This window comes from Desulfovectis peckii, from assembly GCF_055391705.1.
The window spans coordinates 1,890,309-1,907,665 of the sequence record NZ_AP042409.1 but is presented as its reverse complement, the minus strand read 5'-3'; the positions used below and the strand labels follow the sequence as shown (position 1 = coordinate 1,907,665).

Annotated in this window: 13 protein-coding genes; 12 read left to right on the top strand and 1 reads right to left on the bottom strand. The window is 41.1% G+C overall.

Features of this window, described 5'->3' with window-relative positions:
* Window positions 1–27: 27 nt before the first annotated feature.
* The gene (locus ACZ5NG_RS09430) at window positions 28–996 is read right to left on the bottom strand and encodes a substrate-binding domain-containing protein (protein WP_464251563.1); all 969 of its coding nucleotides are present in this window, start codon (window positions 994–996) and stop codon (window positions 28–30) included.
* 405 nt (window positions 997–1,401) lie between these two features.
* On the opposite strand from ACZ5NG_RS09430, the gene ACZ5NG_RS09425 reads away from it, so the two are divergent.
* The 12 genes from ACZ5NG_RS09425 to feoB all read left to right on the top strand — a co-directional run bounded on the left by ACZ5NG_RS09425 (window position 1,402) and on the right by feoB (window position 17,341).
* Window positions 1,402–3,420 (top strand): alkaline phosphatase family protein, encoded by a 2,019-nt coding sequence (locus ACZ5NG_RS09425; protein WP_464251562.1) that lies wholly within the window; start codon window positions 1,402–1,404, stop codon window positions 3,418–3,420.
* Window positions 3,421–3,640: 220 nt separating this feature from the next.
* On the top strand, window positions 3,641–5,053 hold the full coding sequence (locus ACZ5NG_RS09420; RefSeq protein WP_464251561.1) for an MFS transporter: 1,413 nt from the start codon (window positions 3,641–3,643) through the stop codon (window positions 5,051–5,053).
* A gap of 286 nt (window positions 5,054–5,339) precedes the next feature.
* Window positions 5,340–6,257: a LysR family transcriptional regulator gene (locus ACZ5NG_RS09415; RefSeq protein WP_464251560.1), complete on the top strand. Its 918-nt coding sequence runs from the start codon at window positions 5,340–5,342 to the stop codon at window positions 6,255–6,257.
* An 86-nt stretch (window positions 6,258–6,343) separates the two neighbouring features.
* Window positions 6,344–6,667: a thioredoxin family protein gene (locus ACZ5NG_RS09410; protein ID WP_464251559.1), complete on the top strand. Its 324-nt coding sequence runs from the start codon at window positions 6,344–6,346 to the stop codon at window positions 6,665–6,667.
* A 27-nt stretch (window positions 6,668–6,694) separates the two neighbouring features.
* On the top strand, window positions 6,695–7,903 hold the full coding sequence (trxB, locus tag ACZ5NG_RS09405; RefSeq protein WP_464251558.1) for a thioredoxin-disulfide reductase: 1,209 nt from the start codon (window positions 6,695–6,697) through the stop codon (window positions 7,901–7,903).
* A gap of 565 nt (window positions 7,904–8,468) precedes the next feature.
* On the top strand, window positions 8,469–9,755 hold the full coding sequence (locus ACZ5NG_RS09400; protein WP_464251557.1) for an ArsB/NhaD family transporter: 1,287 nt from the start codon (window positions 8,469–8,471) through the stop codon (window positions 9,753–9,755).
* A gap of 163 nt (window positions 9,756–9,918) precedes the next feature.
* Window positions 9,919–11,028, top strand: a complete 1,110-nt coding sequence (locus ACZ5NG_RS09395; protein ID WP_464251556.1) for an HD-GYP domain-containing protein — start codon at window positions 9,919–9,921, stop codon at window positions 11,026–11,028.
* Between the two features lie 32 nt (window positions 11,029–11,060).
* Window positions 11,061–12,197: a S1C family serine protease gene (locus ACZ5NG_RS09390; RefSeq protein WP_464251555.1), complete on the top strand. Its 1,137-nt coding sequence runs from the start codon at window positions 11,061–11,063 to the stop codon at window positions 12,195–12,197.
* 138 nt (window positions 12,198–12,335) lie between these two features.
* Window positions 12,336–13,604 carry a nickel-dependent malate racemase, LarAH6 family gene (gene larAH6, locus ACZ5NG_RS09385; protein ID WP_464251554.1) on the top strand — a complete coding sequence of 423 codons (1,269 nt, stop codon included), beginning with the start codon at window positions 12,336–12,338 and terminating at the stop codon, window positions 13,602–13,604.
* Window positions 13,605–13,722: 118 nt separating this feature from the next.
* Entirely contained in the window at window positions 13,723–14,964 is a 1,242-nt protein-coding gene (locus tag ACZ5NG_RS09380; RefSeq protein WP_464251553.1) for a glycosyl hydrolase family 18 protein, read from the top strand.
* 190 nt (window positions 14,965–15,154) lie between these two features.
* A complete protein-coding gene (locus tag ACZ5NG_RS09375) occupies window positions 15,155–15,376 on the top strand; it encodes a FeoA family protein (RefSeq protein ID WP_464253144.1) in 222 nt (73 codons plus the stop codon).
* 30 nt (window positions 15,377–15,406) lie between these two features.
* The gene (gene feoB / locus ACZ5NG_RS09370) at window positions 15,407–17,341 is read left to right on the top strand and encodes a ferrous iron transport protein B (protein WP_464251552.1); all 1,935 of its coding nucleotides are present in this window, start codon (window positions 15,407–15,409) and stop codon (window positions 17,339–17,341) included.
* Window positions 17,342–17,357: the final 16 nt, after the last annotated feature.

Here is a 17,357-nt window from a genome sequence, read left to right as displayed (position 1 = left end):
TTTATCGAACAGTTACCGGTTGGTTTGCTACCCCGTGATATCTTCTATATCTTTGCCGGCGGCAGGGATAAACAAAGGCTCACCATACTCTTCTACACCGTAATTACCGATTATTCGTTGAGTATGCGGATTCACCATAAACTGAACAAAAGCTTCGGCACACTGTGCATTGATGTCGGCAAACCTTTCCGGGTTTACTTGCATCACATGATAAATATTTAACAACAATGGGTCGCCGGCTACTAAAATTTCTAAATCAAGATTTTGTCTTTGAGCCAGATAAGTGCCCCGATCTGAAAGTGTATAACCCCCCTCTTCCGATGCCCGCTTAAGGGTTTCCGCCATGCCGGCATTGGCCTGCAAATACCAATCACCTTCAGGTTCTATCCCCGCTCTTTCCCAAAGGTTGAGCTCTCTAAGATGGGTACCGGAGTAATCCCCGCGGGATACAAATGTCGCCTCGTGTTGGGCTATTTGCGCCAAGGCGCTGGCGGCACTTTCCATGTTTCTGATGTTTGCCGGATCTTCCGGCGGGCCAACAATAATAAAATCATTATACATTACCAATTGGTAGTTGGTGAAATAACCTCTTTCCACATAACTTCTTTCCAGCTCAGGTGAGTGAGTTAATAGCACATCCACCTCACCCTTTGATCCCATTCCTATAGCCGATCCCGAACCTACTGAGCTAACGGTAACGGAACAACCGGTTTGCCTTTCAAATCGGGGAATTAACACATCCAAAAGCCCGGTATCTACTGTGCTGGTTGTGGTGGCTAGTCGCAGTTCATGTTTCGGGCGGCACGGTACACATATCCGATCGCCGGGATAAATTTCGCAGGGATCCGGAATATGGGGATTTGCCCAAATTAATTCATCCAAGCTAACACCGAAGCGGCGAGCTATGCAATACATGGTATCTCCGGCAGTAACGGTGTATTGACATTGAAACCCTGACGGACATCTAATGGGTCGACGGCAGCCTGATGAAGACATGATGTAGGCACCTCCATGCAGTTAAGGAAATGTTTTCATGTATTATGATATGGCGCAATGCAAAAATGGTGAGAAACTGCACGGAGAGTTATATAAAAAACCAAGGGACTTCTTTTGTTTAAGCAGAGGTCGTTTAGTTTTTTGTGAGCCGATGGAAGATGTTTATCCACGAAAGTTACTTTTAAATATTCCAAAAACGAATATCTGCATTCCAATCCTGATATAGATAGTGTTCTAACAATCACATTAATATTAAGTTAACAAATCAAAATGTTTAAATTTTATATTGTTTATCGATAAACATAACTTTTTAAGATTTTTTGTAATAAAAACACTAAAAACTAACTCAACGGTTACCGGTAACCAGCAACCTTTCAGTTTCTACAAGGAGGTACTGGTTGAAAAATGCAAAGGAAAGCACTAGCTAATAAAATTTTGATACTGGGCGTAGACGGAATGGATCCGAGACTTACTCGCAAATATGTGGACGAGGGCAAAATGCCCAATGTTAAAAAATACATTGAAAGAGGGGCATGCAGAGAGGATTTAGTCATGTTAGGCGCTCATCCTACAGTGACCCCTCCAATGTGGACAACTTTAGCTACAGGATGCTATGCCAATGTACATGGTATTACCGGTTTTTACAGAGCATCTGATCGGGGCTTGGATACGATTGAATACAATATGGATTCAAGAAATTGTCGTGCTGAGCCTCTGTGGAATGTTTTTGCTGAAGCGGGCAAAAAAACTTTGGTTTGGCATTGGCCGGGTTCTTCTTGGCCTCCAACTTCAGATAATCCTAATTTAATGGTTGTGGACGGGACTGCTCCCGGCAGTGTAGGAATGGCAGTGGCGACAGTGGATAAAGAATTTTTAGTAGGCGCAAGTGTTGATATAAAAGAGCTCAGATACGTTCCCCAAGGTGCGTCAGATGCCATAGCACCATGTGTCGTGGAAAACATGAAAATTGAAAATGATGAAGATATGCAGTCTATGGACGAATGGAGTCAGAAGTACCTAAAAAGATTAATTCTGAAAATGAGTCAAAAAGAAAGTGCGGCAACAGAACTTCCTATTGATATGCAGCAATCTCCTATTAAAGAAGCTACCGGTTGGGAAAATGCTCCGGAAGGGGCAAAAGAGTTTACCATACTATTTTCAGGTGGCTTGTTAAGATATCCGGCGTTAATTTTGCGCAATGAAGACGGAATATATGATAAGGTCGCAATATTTAAGAATAAGAAATCAGCGGAACCAATTGTGGTGCTTGAAAAGGGAGTTATGTGCCGTGAGGTTATTGCAGAAGCAATAAAGGATGATGTCAGATATAGAGCTAATCGCAACATAAAACTTTTAAACCTTGAGCCGGATGGCAGCAAGTTGACCATTTATGTTTCTGCTGCAATGGATACGGAAAATGACAGTGTCTTCCATCCGAAAAGATTGTTTAAGGAAATAATCGAGAACGTAGGTTATATTCCTCCTACTTCATATATAGGCTGCCAGGATAAAACCTTAATTACCGATTGTATGTTAGATAATTGGTACGTATCTGCTGATTGGCAAGCCAAAGCTATCCTGCATTTGATCGAATCAGAGAATTTGGATGTAGTATTCTCTCACTTCCATAATGTTGACCTACAGGGACATAAATTTGTTAAACACTTAGCAGATAAGGAATTTAACCGTCATCCCCATGAGGTCTATGCAAAATTCATGGAAGATGTATATGTGCAGACAGATTATTACCTTGGAAAGTTTATACACCTTTTAGATGAAGGGTGGACTATTCTAATTGTTTCCGATCATGGCTTGGTTGCATCTAAACACGATCTCCAGTTTTTAGGTGATTGTGGCGGCGTTGAAGTAAGACTGATGCAGGAATTAGGCTTTACAGTCCTCAAGAAAGATGAGAATGGCAATGAGCTCCCTGAGATCGATTGGTCTAAGACAAAAGCGGTTGCTGTGCGAGAATGTAATATTTACATCAATTTGAAGGGCAGGGATCCTGAAGGCATTGTAGATCCGGCCGACAAATATGAGCTGGAAGAAGAGATTATAACTGCATTATACGGTTATAGAGACAAGAAAACAGGTAAACGTGTGGTTTCAGTTGCTCTACGTAACAAAGATGCGGTACTGCTGGGTTATGGTGGCCCGGAATGCGGAGATATCGTTTACTGGATGGCAGAAGGGTACAACTTTGACCATGCCGACAGCCTCTCTACAACTTACGGAGAAAGCAATACTTCCGTTTCACCGATTTTTATAGCTGCAGGACCGGGTCTCAAAGAAGGTTTTAAAACTGATAGAATCATTCGGCAGGTTGACTTTGTACCAACAGTAGCGGTCTTGGGCGGGGTACGGATGCCTGCCCAGTGTGAAGGGGCACCGGTTTATCAGATATTGGCTGAAGAATATTAATTGCCTTTCCACTTTATTAAAGGGAATATAGAAAATTCTGATATTGATAAATAAAAAGCTTGAAAGATAGCAAAAATTAATCACCTCTATAGAGCAGTGGGTAGAAAGTTCACCCATTGCGACTATAGGGGTGATTTTAAAAAAGCTCTTGATCTAAAACGAACAATACTCATTCTATCGTTTATCAAAAACATTTATCTTACGAAGTGAGGTTAAGAATATGACCAGTAAAGATTTGAATAAAGCGATGGATGAAGCGAAATTAAGTAAGGAACATTTCAAGTTTGTGATTATACTTGCTTTAGCATATGCATTTGACCAGCTTGACCTATTTACCTTCTCTTACGTTGCTCCTGCACTGACAAATTTCTGGGGCGTTTCTCTGGATTGGATCGGCTTAGTTAACTCCTTTACTTTTGTAGGTATGTTAATTGGTTGTTGGATTGGGGGGTGGTTATCAGATGCTATAGGTAGAAAGAAGGCATTCTTGTTTTCAGTTGTTTTCTTCTCAACATTTTCTATATTAAACGGTTTGGCACCTAACCAAGGAATCTTTTTAATTACCAGAACATTGACCGGTGTTGGTGTCCTGTCTATGGTTGTCGTAGCAATGGTTTATATTACAGAAATCCTGCCGGCTGCCTCAAGGGGAAAATGGCAGGCGATAGCTGTAGGTATAGGTACACTGAGCATACCGATAGTCGGTCAAATTGCTCAAGCAATTGTACCAACCGGTCCAAATGCATGGAGGGTTATATTTTTCATCGGCGGATCAGGCATCTTCATCTTTTTCCTGGCCCTTTCCTGGTTAAAGGAATCTCCACGTTGGCTTTTTAGCAAGGGTCGATATGAAGAAGCAGTGAAAGTTATTCGTGAGTTTGCGCCAGATGCGAAATTAGACATCAAAAATGAACCGATCATTGCTACAGAAGATAACGTTATTCAAAAAGATAAAAGATCCCTAAAAAGAACTTTAGAGATAATAAAAGAGTTATTCAGTAGAAAATACGCTCGCAAGAGTGCGGTACTGATCACCATGGTTTGCTGTATTACGGTTGGCTACTTTATGTTCTTTGGCTGGATGCCTACATTACTGAATGAATACGGTTTCTCGCTGGAAGATGCTTTGTGGATGACAGCTTTAGTAGCATTTGGCTGCCCCATAGGTTGCACGTCCGTTGCCCTTGTATCGGATAAGGGCGGCAGAAAAGTTCCTATGGTAATATTCAGCCTGATAATCGGTGTATTGACAATCGCCTTTGGTACTCTGAAAATTCCAATGCTTATCGTAATAATTGGCTTTATAATCAGAATTCTCATGGACGGCGTATTCGTTATGATGTGGTCTTACTTGGCTGAACAGTATCCAACGCGCATACGTAACAGTGCCACAGGTATAATTTTTAGTACCGGTAGATTGCTTACTGCGGTAGCAATGCTCACCGTTCCGATAATCTTCAATATGTTCGGCTACACAGTACTGTTTGGCGTAATTGGTGCTATGTTCTTGCTGGTAGCAGTATCCATTGGAATTTGGGGTGAAAGAACCGGCGGTCGTTCACTGGAAGATATCGAAGGGGTTGAACCGACAAAAGTCATCAGCACTTCAAAAAGCCCAAGTTTGGAATATTAAATGCAATACCGGTTGTAAGATATTTTGCCACGTTCAAATGAGCTAAGATGTAAATTGCTGCAGTTTAAGTCACCATAGTTTGAATAACCATAGTTTGAGAAGTCTCCTGCTTGAACACCTAAATTACATGACTTCCTCATTATGGTTATTCAACTTTTATAGGCTTTAAAGCATGTCTTCCACAGAATGAAGGGCATCTCCTAAAAGGCTATTTTTATGTATTTTCGATTACTCAGTGAGTATGATATATTACTTATAGTATATTGTATACAAAGGGTGAAGAAAGTTGAAAATTGAACAACTTTTATATTTAAGGGATGCCGTCATGTGTGGTTCTATATCAGCAGCAGCGGAAAAAAATTTCATGTCCCAATCTCACTTCAGCAAAGAAATAATAAAGCTCGAAAATGAACTTGGCACAACTCTGTTAATTAGAACTAAAAATGGCGTGCTGCCTACTGCGGCATATAAAAACATTGAGGATAAAATTAACGATGTATTAAACGCTATTTCCGATATTAAAGCGATCTGTAAAGGTGAAGGTCATGAAAGAAAGTTAAAAATAGTAGCAAACTATGCTATAAATGACATGTATTTTGATAAAATAATTAGCTATATCAACAAAAGAGGAAAGAAATTTAGTTTTTCTATTGAAAAAATGAGCAATAGTAAAATAATTGAATCCTTCGAGAAAGGTAGTGCAGATTTCGCAATAATTGCTGACTGGTTTGGTTTAGCTTCAAACGCCCAAAATAATAGCACCTTCTTTTTTAAAAAAATAAGTGAGGATGAATCCACTCTTTACGTCGGACAAAAATCTTCTTACTGGTCAAAAAAATGTATCTCTATTGACCAACTGGTGGAACTACCCCTGATTACTATGGAATTGGATGAACAACGTGAGAGAAGTTACTATTTAAAAATAGCGAATAGTGCGCCTAACCATGTATTTTTGGCAAATGATTTGAATGTAGCAATGAATTGTCTTGCGCGTACGGAATATTGCTTGGTGAATTTGAAATCGTTAGGATATGGTAATCCCTATATCGAAAACGGTTCTGTGCGCAGCATACCGATATGCGGTTTAGATCACAAGACCCCGATCTTTTTGATGTATTTACGCAATCGGAAATTAAAGGATGAGGATATAAAATTTATTGAGTATTGTGAGAAGGCGTTTGCAGCAGGTATTGAATCTAGATAGTCAACAAGTACAATTGTACAAACTTAATCTTCTACAGACATTTACGAAGCTTTGAAAATATCAGTAACTTAAGGAGTGTATCTAAAATGGCTTTAGAACAATTAAAACCGGATAGCTTTGATGAAATTATCTACGATAGCGGCGAAGCTTGCTTGGTAGTCTTTTCCAGAAAATCTTGCCATGTTTGTAAAGAAGTCGTTCCGATGCTAGAAGAGCTGCAACCGAAATATGAAGGCAAGTTTGGCTTCTATTATGTAGATGTGGAAGAGGATAAAAGCCTATATCAACGTTTTTCCTTAAAAGGAGTACCACAAATATTGTTCTTTAATGAAGGAGAATATCAAGGAAAAATGGCCGGTAAAGTTGAGGAAGAGGCAGTAGAAGATAAAATAGCTGAGATACTGGGTTAATATCAACTTAAAGGAATGGTGGGAGAGATGGAGATTTACGATCTGATTATTATCGGCGGAGGCCCGGCAGGGCTAACTGCTGCCATATATGGCGGCCGGGCAAAATTAAAAACTTTGGTGATCAACAAAGGGGCAATAGGTGGTCTGGTAGACACAACTCGCGAAATTGTCAACTACCCAGGCTACAAACAAATAAGCGGCCCGGATTTAATGAGGGATTTCTATGAACATGCTAAAAGTTTTGGAGTGGAATTTTTAAAGGGAGAAGTAGTCAGCGTAGACTTTTCCCAAGAAGAAAAGGTGATCAAGACTAAAAAAGGGGAGGAATTTGCTGCTAAAGCGGTGATTATTGCCTGCGGCAGTGAGCCAAGGTTACTTAATATCCCCGGCGAGAAAAGGCTGAGAGGCAGTGGTGTAGCGTATTGTGCCACATGTGATGCCGAGTTCTTTGAGGGAGAACATGTGGTAGTAGTAGGCAGCGGTGACCAAGCAATCGAAGAAGGCATGTTTATCACAAAATTTGCTGATAAGGTTACAGTTATAGTATTACATGATGAAGGAATACTGGATTGCAATAAAGTAAGTGCTGAGAGAGCCTTTAAGAACGAGAAAATGGAGTTTATCTGGAACTCAACAGTGATAGAAGTTCTAGGCGAAGACAGCGTGGAAGGCGTTAAACTTAAAAACCTAAAAACAGGGGAAATTAAAGATTTTCCATGTCAAGGAGTATTTTTCTTTGTCGGTATGGTGCCATCTACCGGATTTTTGAAAGGCAGCGGCATTGAAATGGATGAAAGAGGCTATATCCCGGTTAATGATTTAATGGAGACCAATATTGAGGGTGTATATGCTGCCGGAGACAGTCGGGTGAAATACTTAAGGCAAGTAGTTTCTGCAGCCGCTGACGGAGCTACTGCAGCGGTAGCTGCTGAACGCTATATTGAAGAGCTTAGCAGCTTTAACGCAGAAGTTTTACAAAGTGATAAAAAGGTGTTGCTATTGTTCTTTAACGCTCAGGTTAATGAGAGCTTAGAATTCAGCTCTTTATTAGAAGAAGTAAATAATGAGCTGGGTAATACCTATAAATTAGTGAAAGTAGATATGGCTACAAAGAAAAAGCTGGCCGAAAAATACAAAATAGCAGCAGCACCTGCTGTAATAGTATTGGATCAGGGAAAAGAAATTAAACGCCTGGAATGTAAAATGAATAAGGAAGAGTTAAAAACCCAATTGTGATTTACGGTACTAACTGCAACTATCTTCTTCTATGTTATCTGGCTGTTCATATTTAGTTCTTTACAGAGCATATATATTTTTATGGTTTAACAAAACGCAACCCTCTTGTTAGGGTTGCGTTTATTTTTTGCCACCCCACTTGGCAGAGGCCAGTTCAGTAGAGCAGTGATTCTTCTCTTTAAAATGTTAATTAATGTCGAAAATTTTTGTAATTTTGGGGTGATGCTTGACCGTAAATGTATTATAATATGTAGCTGGTTAATAATGAATTTATAATGTCTTTATGTAGATTGGTAATTGTATGAATTTTAGAAATAAATAAGCAAGTTATGGAAATAAAACAGCAAAATCCACTTTGTTACCGTTGTAATTAATTTTTTAATAGTGACAAAGATTGTTGTCATTGCGCATAAATTAACTTATAATAACAATATTAACTAAAAATTTAAATAGCTTTTCTGTATACTGGATCTCATCAGCAACTTGGAGTCCGGTGTTTATGGAGGTGATCTGTAAAATAAAGAAACTTGCCATCATTTATATTATGAGGAGGTAAGAGAGAAAAATGGGGAACTTTGATGTGATATTTGCCGTAATTGTCTTTATCATTACATATGCACTAATTATGAGCGAAATAATTCACCGGTCCGTAGTAGCACTGGCGGGTGCGATGGTGGTGCTTTTTGCCGGCATCATAGGTTTTGAAGAAGCGATCGGCAAAATTGACTGGAATACCATCGGCCTTTTAATCGGGATGATGATCATCGTCGGCATCACCAGACGCTCAGGGGTGTTTGAATACCTGGCAATTTGGTCTGCTAAAAAAGCCAAAGGCGAGCCGATGCGCATACTGGTTTCTTTGGCTATAATCACTGCAGTAGCGTCAGCATTTTTAGATAACGTGACGACGGTATTATTGGTTGTGCCGGTAACTTTTTCCATTACTAAGGAATTAAACGTAAGTCCCATTCCTTACTTGATTACTGAAATTATGGCATCTAATATCGGCGGTACGGCAACGCTGATTGGGGACCCGCCGAACATTATGATTAGCGGACCGGCCGGCTTAAGTTTTATGGAATTTATTTATAATTTAACCCCTGTTGCCATTGTGGTATTTATTGTAACTATTTTAATCTTACGCGTTATTTTCCGCAAAGACCTAATTACTACCGATGAATTAAAGCAAAATATTATGAAGTTTGATGAAAAGGCAGCATTGAAAGACGTAGCACTGATGAAAAAATCATTGGCTGTGCTAGCTATTACCATCTTTGGCTTTACGATGCACGGTGCACTCGGCATAGAAAACTCAATTATTGCGTTGGCCGGGGCCACACTGCTGCTGCTGATTACCAGGATTAATCCGGAAGAAATATTCCTCACTGTAGAATGGCCGACCATTTTCTTCTTTGTTGGCTTGTTTACCATTGTCGGTTCATTAGAGGTAACCGGTGTAATTGCCTGGATTGCTGAAAAGGCCATTGAGCTGACCGGTGGAGAACTGATGGCCACAGGTTTGCTAATCCTCTGGTTGTCGGCAATACTTTCTTCCTTTGTAGATAATATTCCGTTTGTGGCCACCATGATTCCGATGATTTTAGAAATGGGGCCGCAGGGAATGCAGGTATTTACTGACTTAAATCCCCTTTGGTGGTCATTGGCCCTGGGGGCTTGCTTGGGCGGCAACGGTACCATTATCGGAGCGGCTGCCAACGTAATTGTTTCCGGTTTGGCTGATAAGCAAGGACACCATATATCCTTTATCGGCTATATGAAGGTAGCGTTTCCGCTGATGATTCTTTCCATAATTATTTCTACCGGTTATTTAATGCTGTTTTACTTAAGATAATAATTTTTAAAAAGTGCGAATGTAACTATTCGCACTTTTTTATTTTAGTTTGAGAAATCTGTTAGTTTACTAGATATAATTTACATTTAAAGCAGGATAAGCCGAATAATTATAGAATACACTTTAATATTATAAAAAATCAGAAAATCTGGCGGAGTGTATCATGAGAAAATTACCAGTAGACATATTAAGGCCGGGAATGAAAATAGCCCGTACTATTTATAACGGTAATGGCAATGTTCTGTTAAAAAAAGGGGCTATTTTAAACCAAAGTTATTTAAAACGCTTAAAAAAGCTGGATATCCCGGCTGTGTACATTGATGACGGGTTGCTTGCGGAAGCGGAAGTAGAGGATGTAATTGCCGACGAAACCAGACTGAAGGCGGTAAAAAATATAAAAAATGTTTTCAGTAAAGGTATAAAATCGAAAAACATTATTGCGCCGGCAGAAGTACTGGATTCCGTCACCCAAATTATTGATGAACTGTTGAGCAATAATAATTTAGTTGTTAATTTAACTGATATTAGAACCAAAGATAATTATGTATTTGCTCACTCCGTTAATGTAGCGGTTTTGGCCTTGGTTACCGGAATTGCCCTTGGTTACAACCGAAGCAAATTAACTTCTTTAGCGGTGGGGGCAATGTTGCATGACATTGGCAAGATTAAAGTGCCGGATGAGATATTAAATAAACCGGGCAAGTTAACAGAAGAAGAATTTAAAATTATTAAAAAGCATACCATCTGGGGCTATGAAATTTTAAAAGCCAACTTCGATGTCGACATTACCGCATGCGTTGCCGCTTATCAGCATCATGAACGGTACAACGGGGAAGGATACCCTCAAGGGCTGGAGGGTGAACAAATTCACGAGTTTGCCCAAATAATCGGCTTGGTAGATATGTATGATGCAATTACTGCCGATCGGGTTTATCGTAAGGCTTTTCCCTCTCACGAGGCTTTTGAAATGATTGCCGCATCAGGAAACTATTTGTTTCGGTATGATTTGGTAAAAACATTTTTAGATCATGTGGCGGCCTACGCTTACGGCACTATTGTTCAGCTAAATACCGGTGAAATTGCGGTAGTGATGGAAACAAAGCCGGGAATGTCGCTGCGGCCAAAAGTAAAAGTAATTTTTGATTCTGAGCGCAGGCCGATATTAAATAACCTATATCTTGATCTATCCACGGTAAATAATGTCACCATTACCAAAGTAATTGATGAAAGTGAATTGCAACTACCGGATGTAAATATCAGCTGCTTAAATTAAACCCCTGGGTAGGGGTTTTGTTTTTAAGGTGTGTGGATAAATATATAATGTATCTTTATATTGAGGTGATTGCTGTGGCCGCAAAGAAGAAAAAATTATTAGGCTTGCTTGTTATAATATTATTAACGGTTGTTGTTGGCTGCGGGCAAGCCGATGACACCGGCAAAGAGGCAGAGAAACCGGAGCAGGAGGATAACGCTTCTATTACCTATCCGGGGATAGGGCCCAATACGATAGCAGATATTGTCGAGCAGGTCAGTCCGGCAGTTCTTAAAATTGAAACCGTGTCTATCGAGCAAATCGATAATCCTTTTCTCAACGATCCCTTTTTTAGACATTTCTTTGGTGATTCGCTTCAGCCCTATACTCAAGAGCGCCCCGGATTGGGTTCGGGTTTTCTGATCTCTAAAGATGGGTACATATTGACCAATGAACATGTGATTAGCGGAGCCAATGAAATATATGTGCGGCTGAAGGGAGCGGAGGAGGCAGTTCCGGCAGAAATAGTGGGAGCGGACTATGACTTGGATCTGGCGGTGTTAAAAATAAATGTGAATAAAGATTTGCCTTATCTTAAATTAGGCAGTTCCGAAAACATTAAGGTTGGCAACTGGGTTATTGCCATTGGCAGTCCCTTTGGGTTGGAAGATACCGTTACGGTAGGTGTAATCAGTGCCAAAGAACGCCCGGTAAATATTGGCGATCGCCATTACGAACATTTGCTGCAAACTGACGCTTCTATTAACCCCGGCAACAGCGGTGGGCCGCTATTAAATTTAAACGGCGAAGTGGTTGGTATTAATACCGCTATTAACGCGCAAGCTCAAGGTATCGGCTTTGCCATACCGACAAGTACGGTAAAAAATGTAGTGGACCAGTTAATCAAGCACGGTAAAGTAATTCGCCCCTGGTTAGGAGTGGAAATTCAACAAACAGATCAGGGCGTTGTAGTTGCTAATGTCATAGACGGCGGTCCGGCGGCTAAGGCAGGAATACTGCCGGGTGATATCATTACCGATTTCGATGGCCACAAGGTAACAAAGGCCGATGAATTGATTTCTCAAGTGCAGTCCAAAAAAATCGGCGATCGGGTTACCGTAGTTGTTGAAAGAAATAATCAGCGGCTTACATTAAAGGTAACTTTAGATGAAAAAAATATTGAAGGCTAAACCCGGGGGTAAGCGCCTCCGGGTTTTTTGTAGCTTAAAATGCCCCCTTTAAGAATTTACAGTGCTTAGTTGTAAAGAACGAGAGAAGAAAAAGCCCATGGCAAGCATAATTTAAGTTTTTATAGGAATTATATAAATATGAGAATTAAACTGCCTTATGGGGACACATATCTGGAAGCTGTAATTGACGAAAAAAATGTTGCCGGCATTTTGTTGCCTAAGGGACAGCCTATATTAAAATCCCCGGAAGAAGTTATTGCCTCCGCTCTGGCTAATCCCATTGACAGTCCCACTCTGTTTGCTTTAGTGAAGAAAATTAAGCCCCAAAAAGCGGTAATTATAATCAGTGATGTTACCAGACCGATTCCTTATCAAGAGATGCTGCCGCCGGTACTTGATGAGCTGCATCGGGGCGGTTTGACAAAAGAGCAAATACGCATTGTTATCGGTACCGGTTGTCACCGGGCAAATACTCTTGAAGAGACAGAAAAGGCTTTGGGCAAGGAGCTGTTGTTAAAATATATTGTGGAAAACCACGACTGTGACCGGAATTTAACTTCAGTTGGTTGGTTGTCGGATGGAAGCGAACTGCTCATTAATTCTACTGTGGCGCATGCTGATTTAAAAATAGCTTTGGGACTGATTGTTCCGCATAAATTAGCCGGGTACTCCGGGGGAGCGAAGTCAATTTTACCGGCAGTGGCCGGACGGCAGGTAATTGAAGCAAATCATGCCATGATGCGGCAACCGGAAATCGGTATCGGCCGCTGGCAGGATAATCCGATTCGACAGCAGATGAATGAAGCCGCCGACATGGTGAAATTGAACTTTATTCTTAATGTGGTGACAAATGAACAAAATAAAATTGTAGCGGCGGTGGCCGGCAATTTTAAAAGTGCCTGGGAGGCGGGAGTTGATTTTTGCCGTAAATTATCCACTGTTGAAGTAGGTTATCGCTGTCCGGTTACCATTGCCAGTTGCGGGGGGTATCCGCGGGACATAAATGTTTACCAGGCGGTAAAAGCAATTATCAATGCAGCCAATATAACCGCTGAAGGCGGCACTTTGGTAATATGTGCCCGCTGTCAGGAAGGTTACGGAGACAACGTATTTGCCGAGTGGATTGCCTCTGCCGGAAAACCTGAGGATATTATCAAGCGCTTTTCTAAGCAATTTGTTTTGGGCGGCCACAAAGCTTATGTTTTAGCCAAGTTGGTTAGCAAGTATGAAATATTACTGGTATCAGAACTGTCAAAGGATACCTGTGAAAAGTTATTTTTTACTAATCAGCCCAGTTTAAAAAGCGCACTTAATTATGTAAAAGAAAAGCATGGCCCAAACTTCCGGGCTTGGGTATTGCCTTATGCCGGACAGGTTTTCCCCAAATTGGCCAAAACGGAAAAATAATCCGCAGTAAAAACCAATATTATTCATAAATGGTAATAACTAATATCTATTGCACTAACTGTTTTATTGATAAGATAGATGTGTAGGTCAAAAAAACAGGTTGCTGCGGAGGAATTTTATGAGCATAAGGAGATACCTTTTTTTATTGCTTATGGTAGTGGCGGTTTTTGCTCTGCCGGCATCTGCCCTGGCATTACCGGGGGACACGGAGTTAAAGTTGGGCTCACAAGGCGAAGATGTGCGTTTGCTGCAAGAAAAACTGCAAAGGGCCGGCTTCTACCCGGAAGGTGAGCTTACCGGCCATTTTGGCATGACTACACTGGCGGCGGTAATGGCGTTTGAAAAAGAAAACAACCTAACGGTAGACGGTCGAGTAACGGCGGAAGATTGGAAGGTTATGTTTCCTGAGGACAATAAAAAAAGCGACAATGTGGTGCTGGGTTACTATGTAAAGAACAGCGTGCAGGACAAGCTGTCATATAACTCATTGGCAAATAACGGTGACGTCATTAATTTTTCAGCCAAATTTTGCTTTGCAGTGAAAGAGGACGGCAACTTGGTAGGAAGTGTTCCTCAGGATGGAATGGATATAGCCCGCAAAAACAATGTTCAGCCACTGCTGGTAGTACATAATATGGCAAACGGCATAGACAGCAAATCAGTCAGCAAAATATTAAATTCACCGGCTAATATGAATAGATTAGTGCAAAATATTAACTTATTAGTCAATCAATATAATTTTGCCGGTGTTAATATTGATTTTGAAGGGGTACCCCCTCAAGACCGCGAAAAATACAATACTCTATTAAGAGAACTAAGAAATGTGCTTCATTCCCAAGGGAAATTGCTGACAGTGGCCATTCCGGCCAAAACAATGGACATGCCCAACAACAGCTGGTCCGGCGCATATAATTATCAAGTAATTGGTCAACTGGTTGATTATGCAGTGCTGATGACCTATGATGAGCACTGGTTTGGGGGCAGTCCCGGACCAATTGCATCCGCTCCTTGGGTAAATAAGGTGCTTAAATACGCCAGCAGTCAAATGCCGCGGGAAAAGATTTTAATGGGTGTGGCCGCTTACGGTTATGACTGGTCACCTAAAGGCACGCAGACGATTTTATGGCGCAATGCTTACAAACTGCAACAGTACGGACCGATTCAATGGGACAATACCAGCAGTTCACCTTATATTAAGTATTACACTGATGTTCAGCATGAGGCTTGGTTTGAAAATAAGTACAGCTTGGCCATAAAATTAGACCTGGCTAAACAATATAATATTGCCGGTATCGCAGTATGGAGATTGGGCTTAGAAGATGACACTTTCTGGCAGACGGTTAGACAAAAGTTTGATTAATAAATAATTATCTGTACACAGCCAAATATATGGATAGATTTGGGCATTTGCCTAGATCTATCCTTAATTTACATATAAGAGGTTGCTTTACTTGGGTTATAATTAATTAGTTATTGCCATTGTGTATATTTCCAGATTATAATTGAGATTGAAAACAATTCTCTATAAACTGAGAGGTGCTGGGGTGCAGATGACACTGGACAAAATAAAAAAAGGGCAGCAAGTTGTCATTCGCAGCATTGAAGATGAACAGGTACGTGTACAAGCTACCAGGTTTGGCATTTCCGAAGGGGCTGTGGTCAAGTGTCAGGAAATCGTCCCCGCCGGCCCGATAATTGTCAGTAAGGCCAAACAGGAAATTGCCATTGGAAGAAATTTAGCCAGAAATATTGAAGTAGATTTATTGCGGTAATAATTGTTGTAGAAAAAGAGGTGCAGCATAGTGAGTGTTCAACTCACCCCTGATAACCATATAAAAAACATCGCCTTAGTCGGCAATCCTAATGTTGGCAAGTCGGTTATTTTTAATCAATTAACCGGCATGTATAATGACGTTTCTAATTACCCGGGCACAACGGTTGATACCAAGTGCGGTCGCTGGGGTTCTTATATTATCAGTGATACTCCGGGCATTTACGGATTATCCGGATTTACCGAAGAAGAAAGAATTGCCCGAGACATCATTTTGCGTTCTGACCTGGTGATTAGTGTCGTCGATGCGGTACATTTAGAAAGGGATTTATTTCTCACTCAGCAGCTCATAGATGCGAAAATACCGGTAATTGTGGCTTTAAATATGATGGATGAAGCAAAAAGGCAAGGGGTGTATATTAAGCGGGAGCTGCTGGAGAAAAAGCTCGGTGTGCCGGTTATTCCTACCGTTGCTGTCAGCGGTGACGGTTTAACCGAACTGCAAAAAGCTGTAAGTCAAGCCCGGTTAGGTAATATTACACCGGGTATTGAAGAATTGGTAAACTATAATGAATATACCCCGCGAGAAGCGCTGCTTATTGCCGAAGGAGACCGAGATATCGCCAAGAGAAACAATTGTGGTGCGGAAAATAAGCGAGATGAAATTTATCGATTGCGTCGGGAACATGTTAATAATTTGGTTGCCGCTACAGTGCGGGAAATAACCGTAGAAGCATCATGGGGTACAAAAATCGGCCGCTGGATGCTAAAGCCTATCACCGGTATACCGCTGCTTTTAATCACTTTATTTTTAATTTATCTTTTGGTGGGTGTTTTTGTCGCGCAAACTGTGGTTGACTTTACCGAAGGCGTAATTATGGAACAGTATTACCAGCCAATGGTCAGGCAGTTATTGGGAATTTTTGTTGATGAGGGTACCGCTCTTTGGACTATTCTTGCCGGGCAGTTCGGCATACTCACCATGGCGATAACTTACTTGTTTGGCTTGCTGCTGCCACTGGTGGTCGGTTTTCAATTTGTGCTTTCTATTTTAGAAGATTGCGGTTATTTGCCCCGAATTGGTGCGCTGTTAGACAGAGTATTAATGTCATTAGGTCTAAACGGCCAGGGTGTCATACCGTTGATTTTGGGCTTTGGCTGCGTAACCATGGCTACGATGAGCACCCGTATGCTGCGCTCTGACCGGGAAAGATTAATTGCTATTTTTTTATTGGCTTTTACCGTTCCTTGTTCCGCTCAAATGGCCATTATCACCAGTATGCTGGCGGGTTTGGGTTTTTTCTACATGCTTGCTTACGGCTTAATTTTGTTGACGGCACTGGTGGCCGCCGGAACGGTTTTAGCCCGTTTTTTGCCCGGACATTCTACTGCTTTGTGGCTTGACTTGCCGCCCCTTAGATTGCCCCGGATGTCTAATGTTTTACAAAAGACCTGGTACAAATCTACTGATTTTATCCGGGAAGCAACCCCGCTGTTTATAATTGGGTCACTGATTCTTGGTGTGCTGGAAGTTACCGGCATGCTTTTAGCCATTGAAAATATGCTGGTTCCGTTGACGGTAAGCCTACTAGGCCTGCCGAAAGAGGTAGCCGGCGGATTTATCATGGGGTTAATCAGACGTGAATTTGGTACTGCCGGAATGTTTACTATACCGATGGATCCGCTGCAGAAATTTGTAGCTCTAACTACCATTACCTTCTTTGTTCCCTGCATTGCCACCGCGATGATTATAATTAAAGAACGGGGTTGGAAGCAGGGAGCGGCGATTTGGCTGACAATTTTTGCCCTGGCTTTTGTTATCGGTGGTATTGTCGCCCAATTAATTAAAGTACTTAGCTTAATTGAGGGTGTAGCCGTTATGCCGATAATGGCCGGAATTGCTGTGTTAGTGTTGGTCATAATTATGTGGTATAACTGGCAAAAAGAAGAGTACTTAAAGATATAACACAGGTGATCATGGC

Coding starts and splice junctions, on each gene's coding strand:
- ACZ5NG_RS09430 (WP_464251563.1), bottom strand. CDS start 996: ATGTCTTCATCAGGCTGCCGTCGACCCATTAGATGTCCGTCAGGGTTT.
- ACZ5NG_RS09425 (WP_464251562.1), top strand. CDS start 1,402: ATGCAAAGGAAAGCACTAGCTAATAAAATTTTGATACTGGGCGTAGAC.
- ACZ5NG_RS09420 (WP_464251561.1), top strand. CDS start 3,641: ATGACCAGTAAAGATTTGAATAAAGCGATGGATGAAGCGAAATTAAGT.
- ACZ5NG_RS09410 (WP_464251559.1), top strand. CDS start 6,344: ATGGCTTTAGAACAATTAAAACCGGATAGCTTTGATGAAATTATCTAC.
- trxB (WP_464251558.1), top strand. CDS start 6,695: ATGGAGATTTACGATCTGATTATTATCGGCGGAGGCCCGGCAGGGCTA.
- ACZ5NG_RS09400 (WP_464251557.1), top strand. CDS start 8,469: ATGGGGAACTTTGATGTGATATTTGCCGTAATTGTCTTTATCATTACA.
- ACZ5NG_RS09395 (WP_464251556.1), top strand. CDS start 9,919: ATGAGAAAATTACCAGTAGACATATTAAGGCCGGGAATGAAAATAGCC.
- larAH6 (WP_464251554.1), top strand. CDS start 12,336: ATGAGAATTAAACTGCCTTATGGGGACACATATCTGGAAGCTGTAATT.
- ACZ5NG_RS09380 (WP_464251553.1), top strand. CDS start 13,723: ATGAGCATAAGGAGATACCTTTTTTTATTGCTTATGGTAGTGGCGGTT.
- ACZ5NG_RS09375 (WP_464253144.1), top strand. CDS start 15,155: ATGACACTGGACAAAATAAAAAAAGGGCAGCAAGTTGTCATTCGCAGC.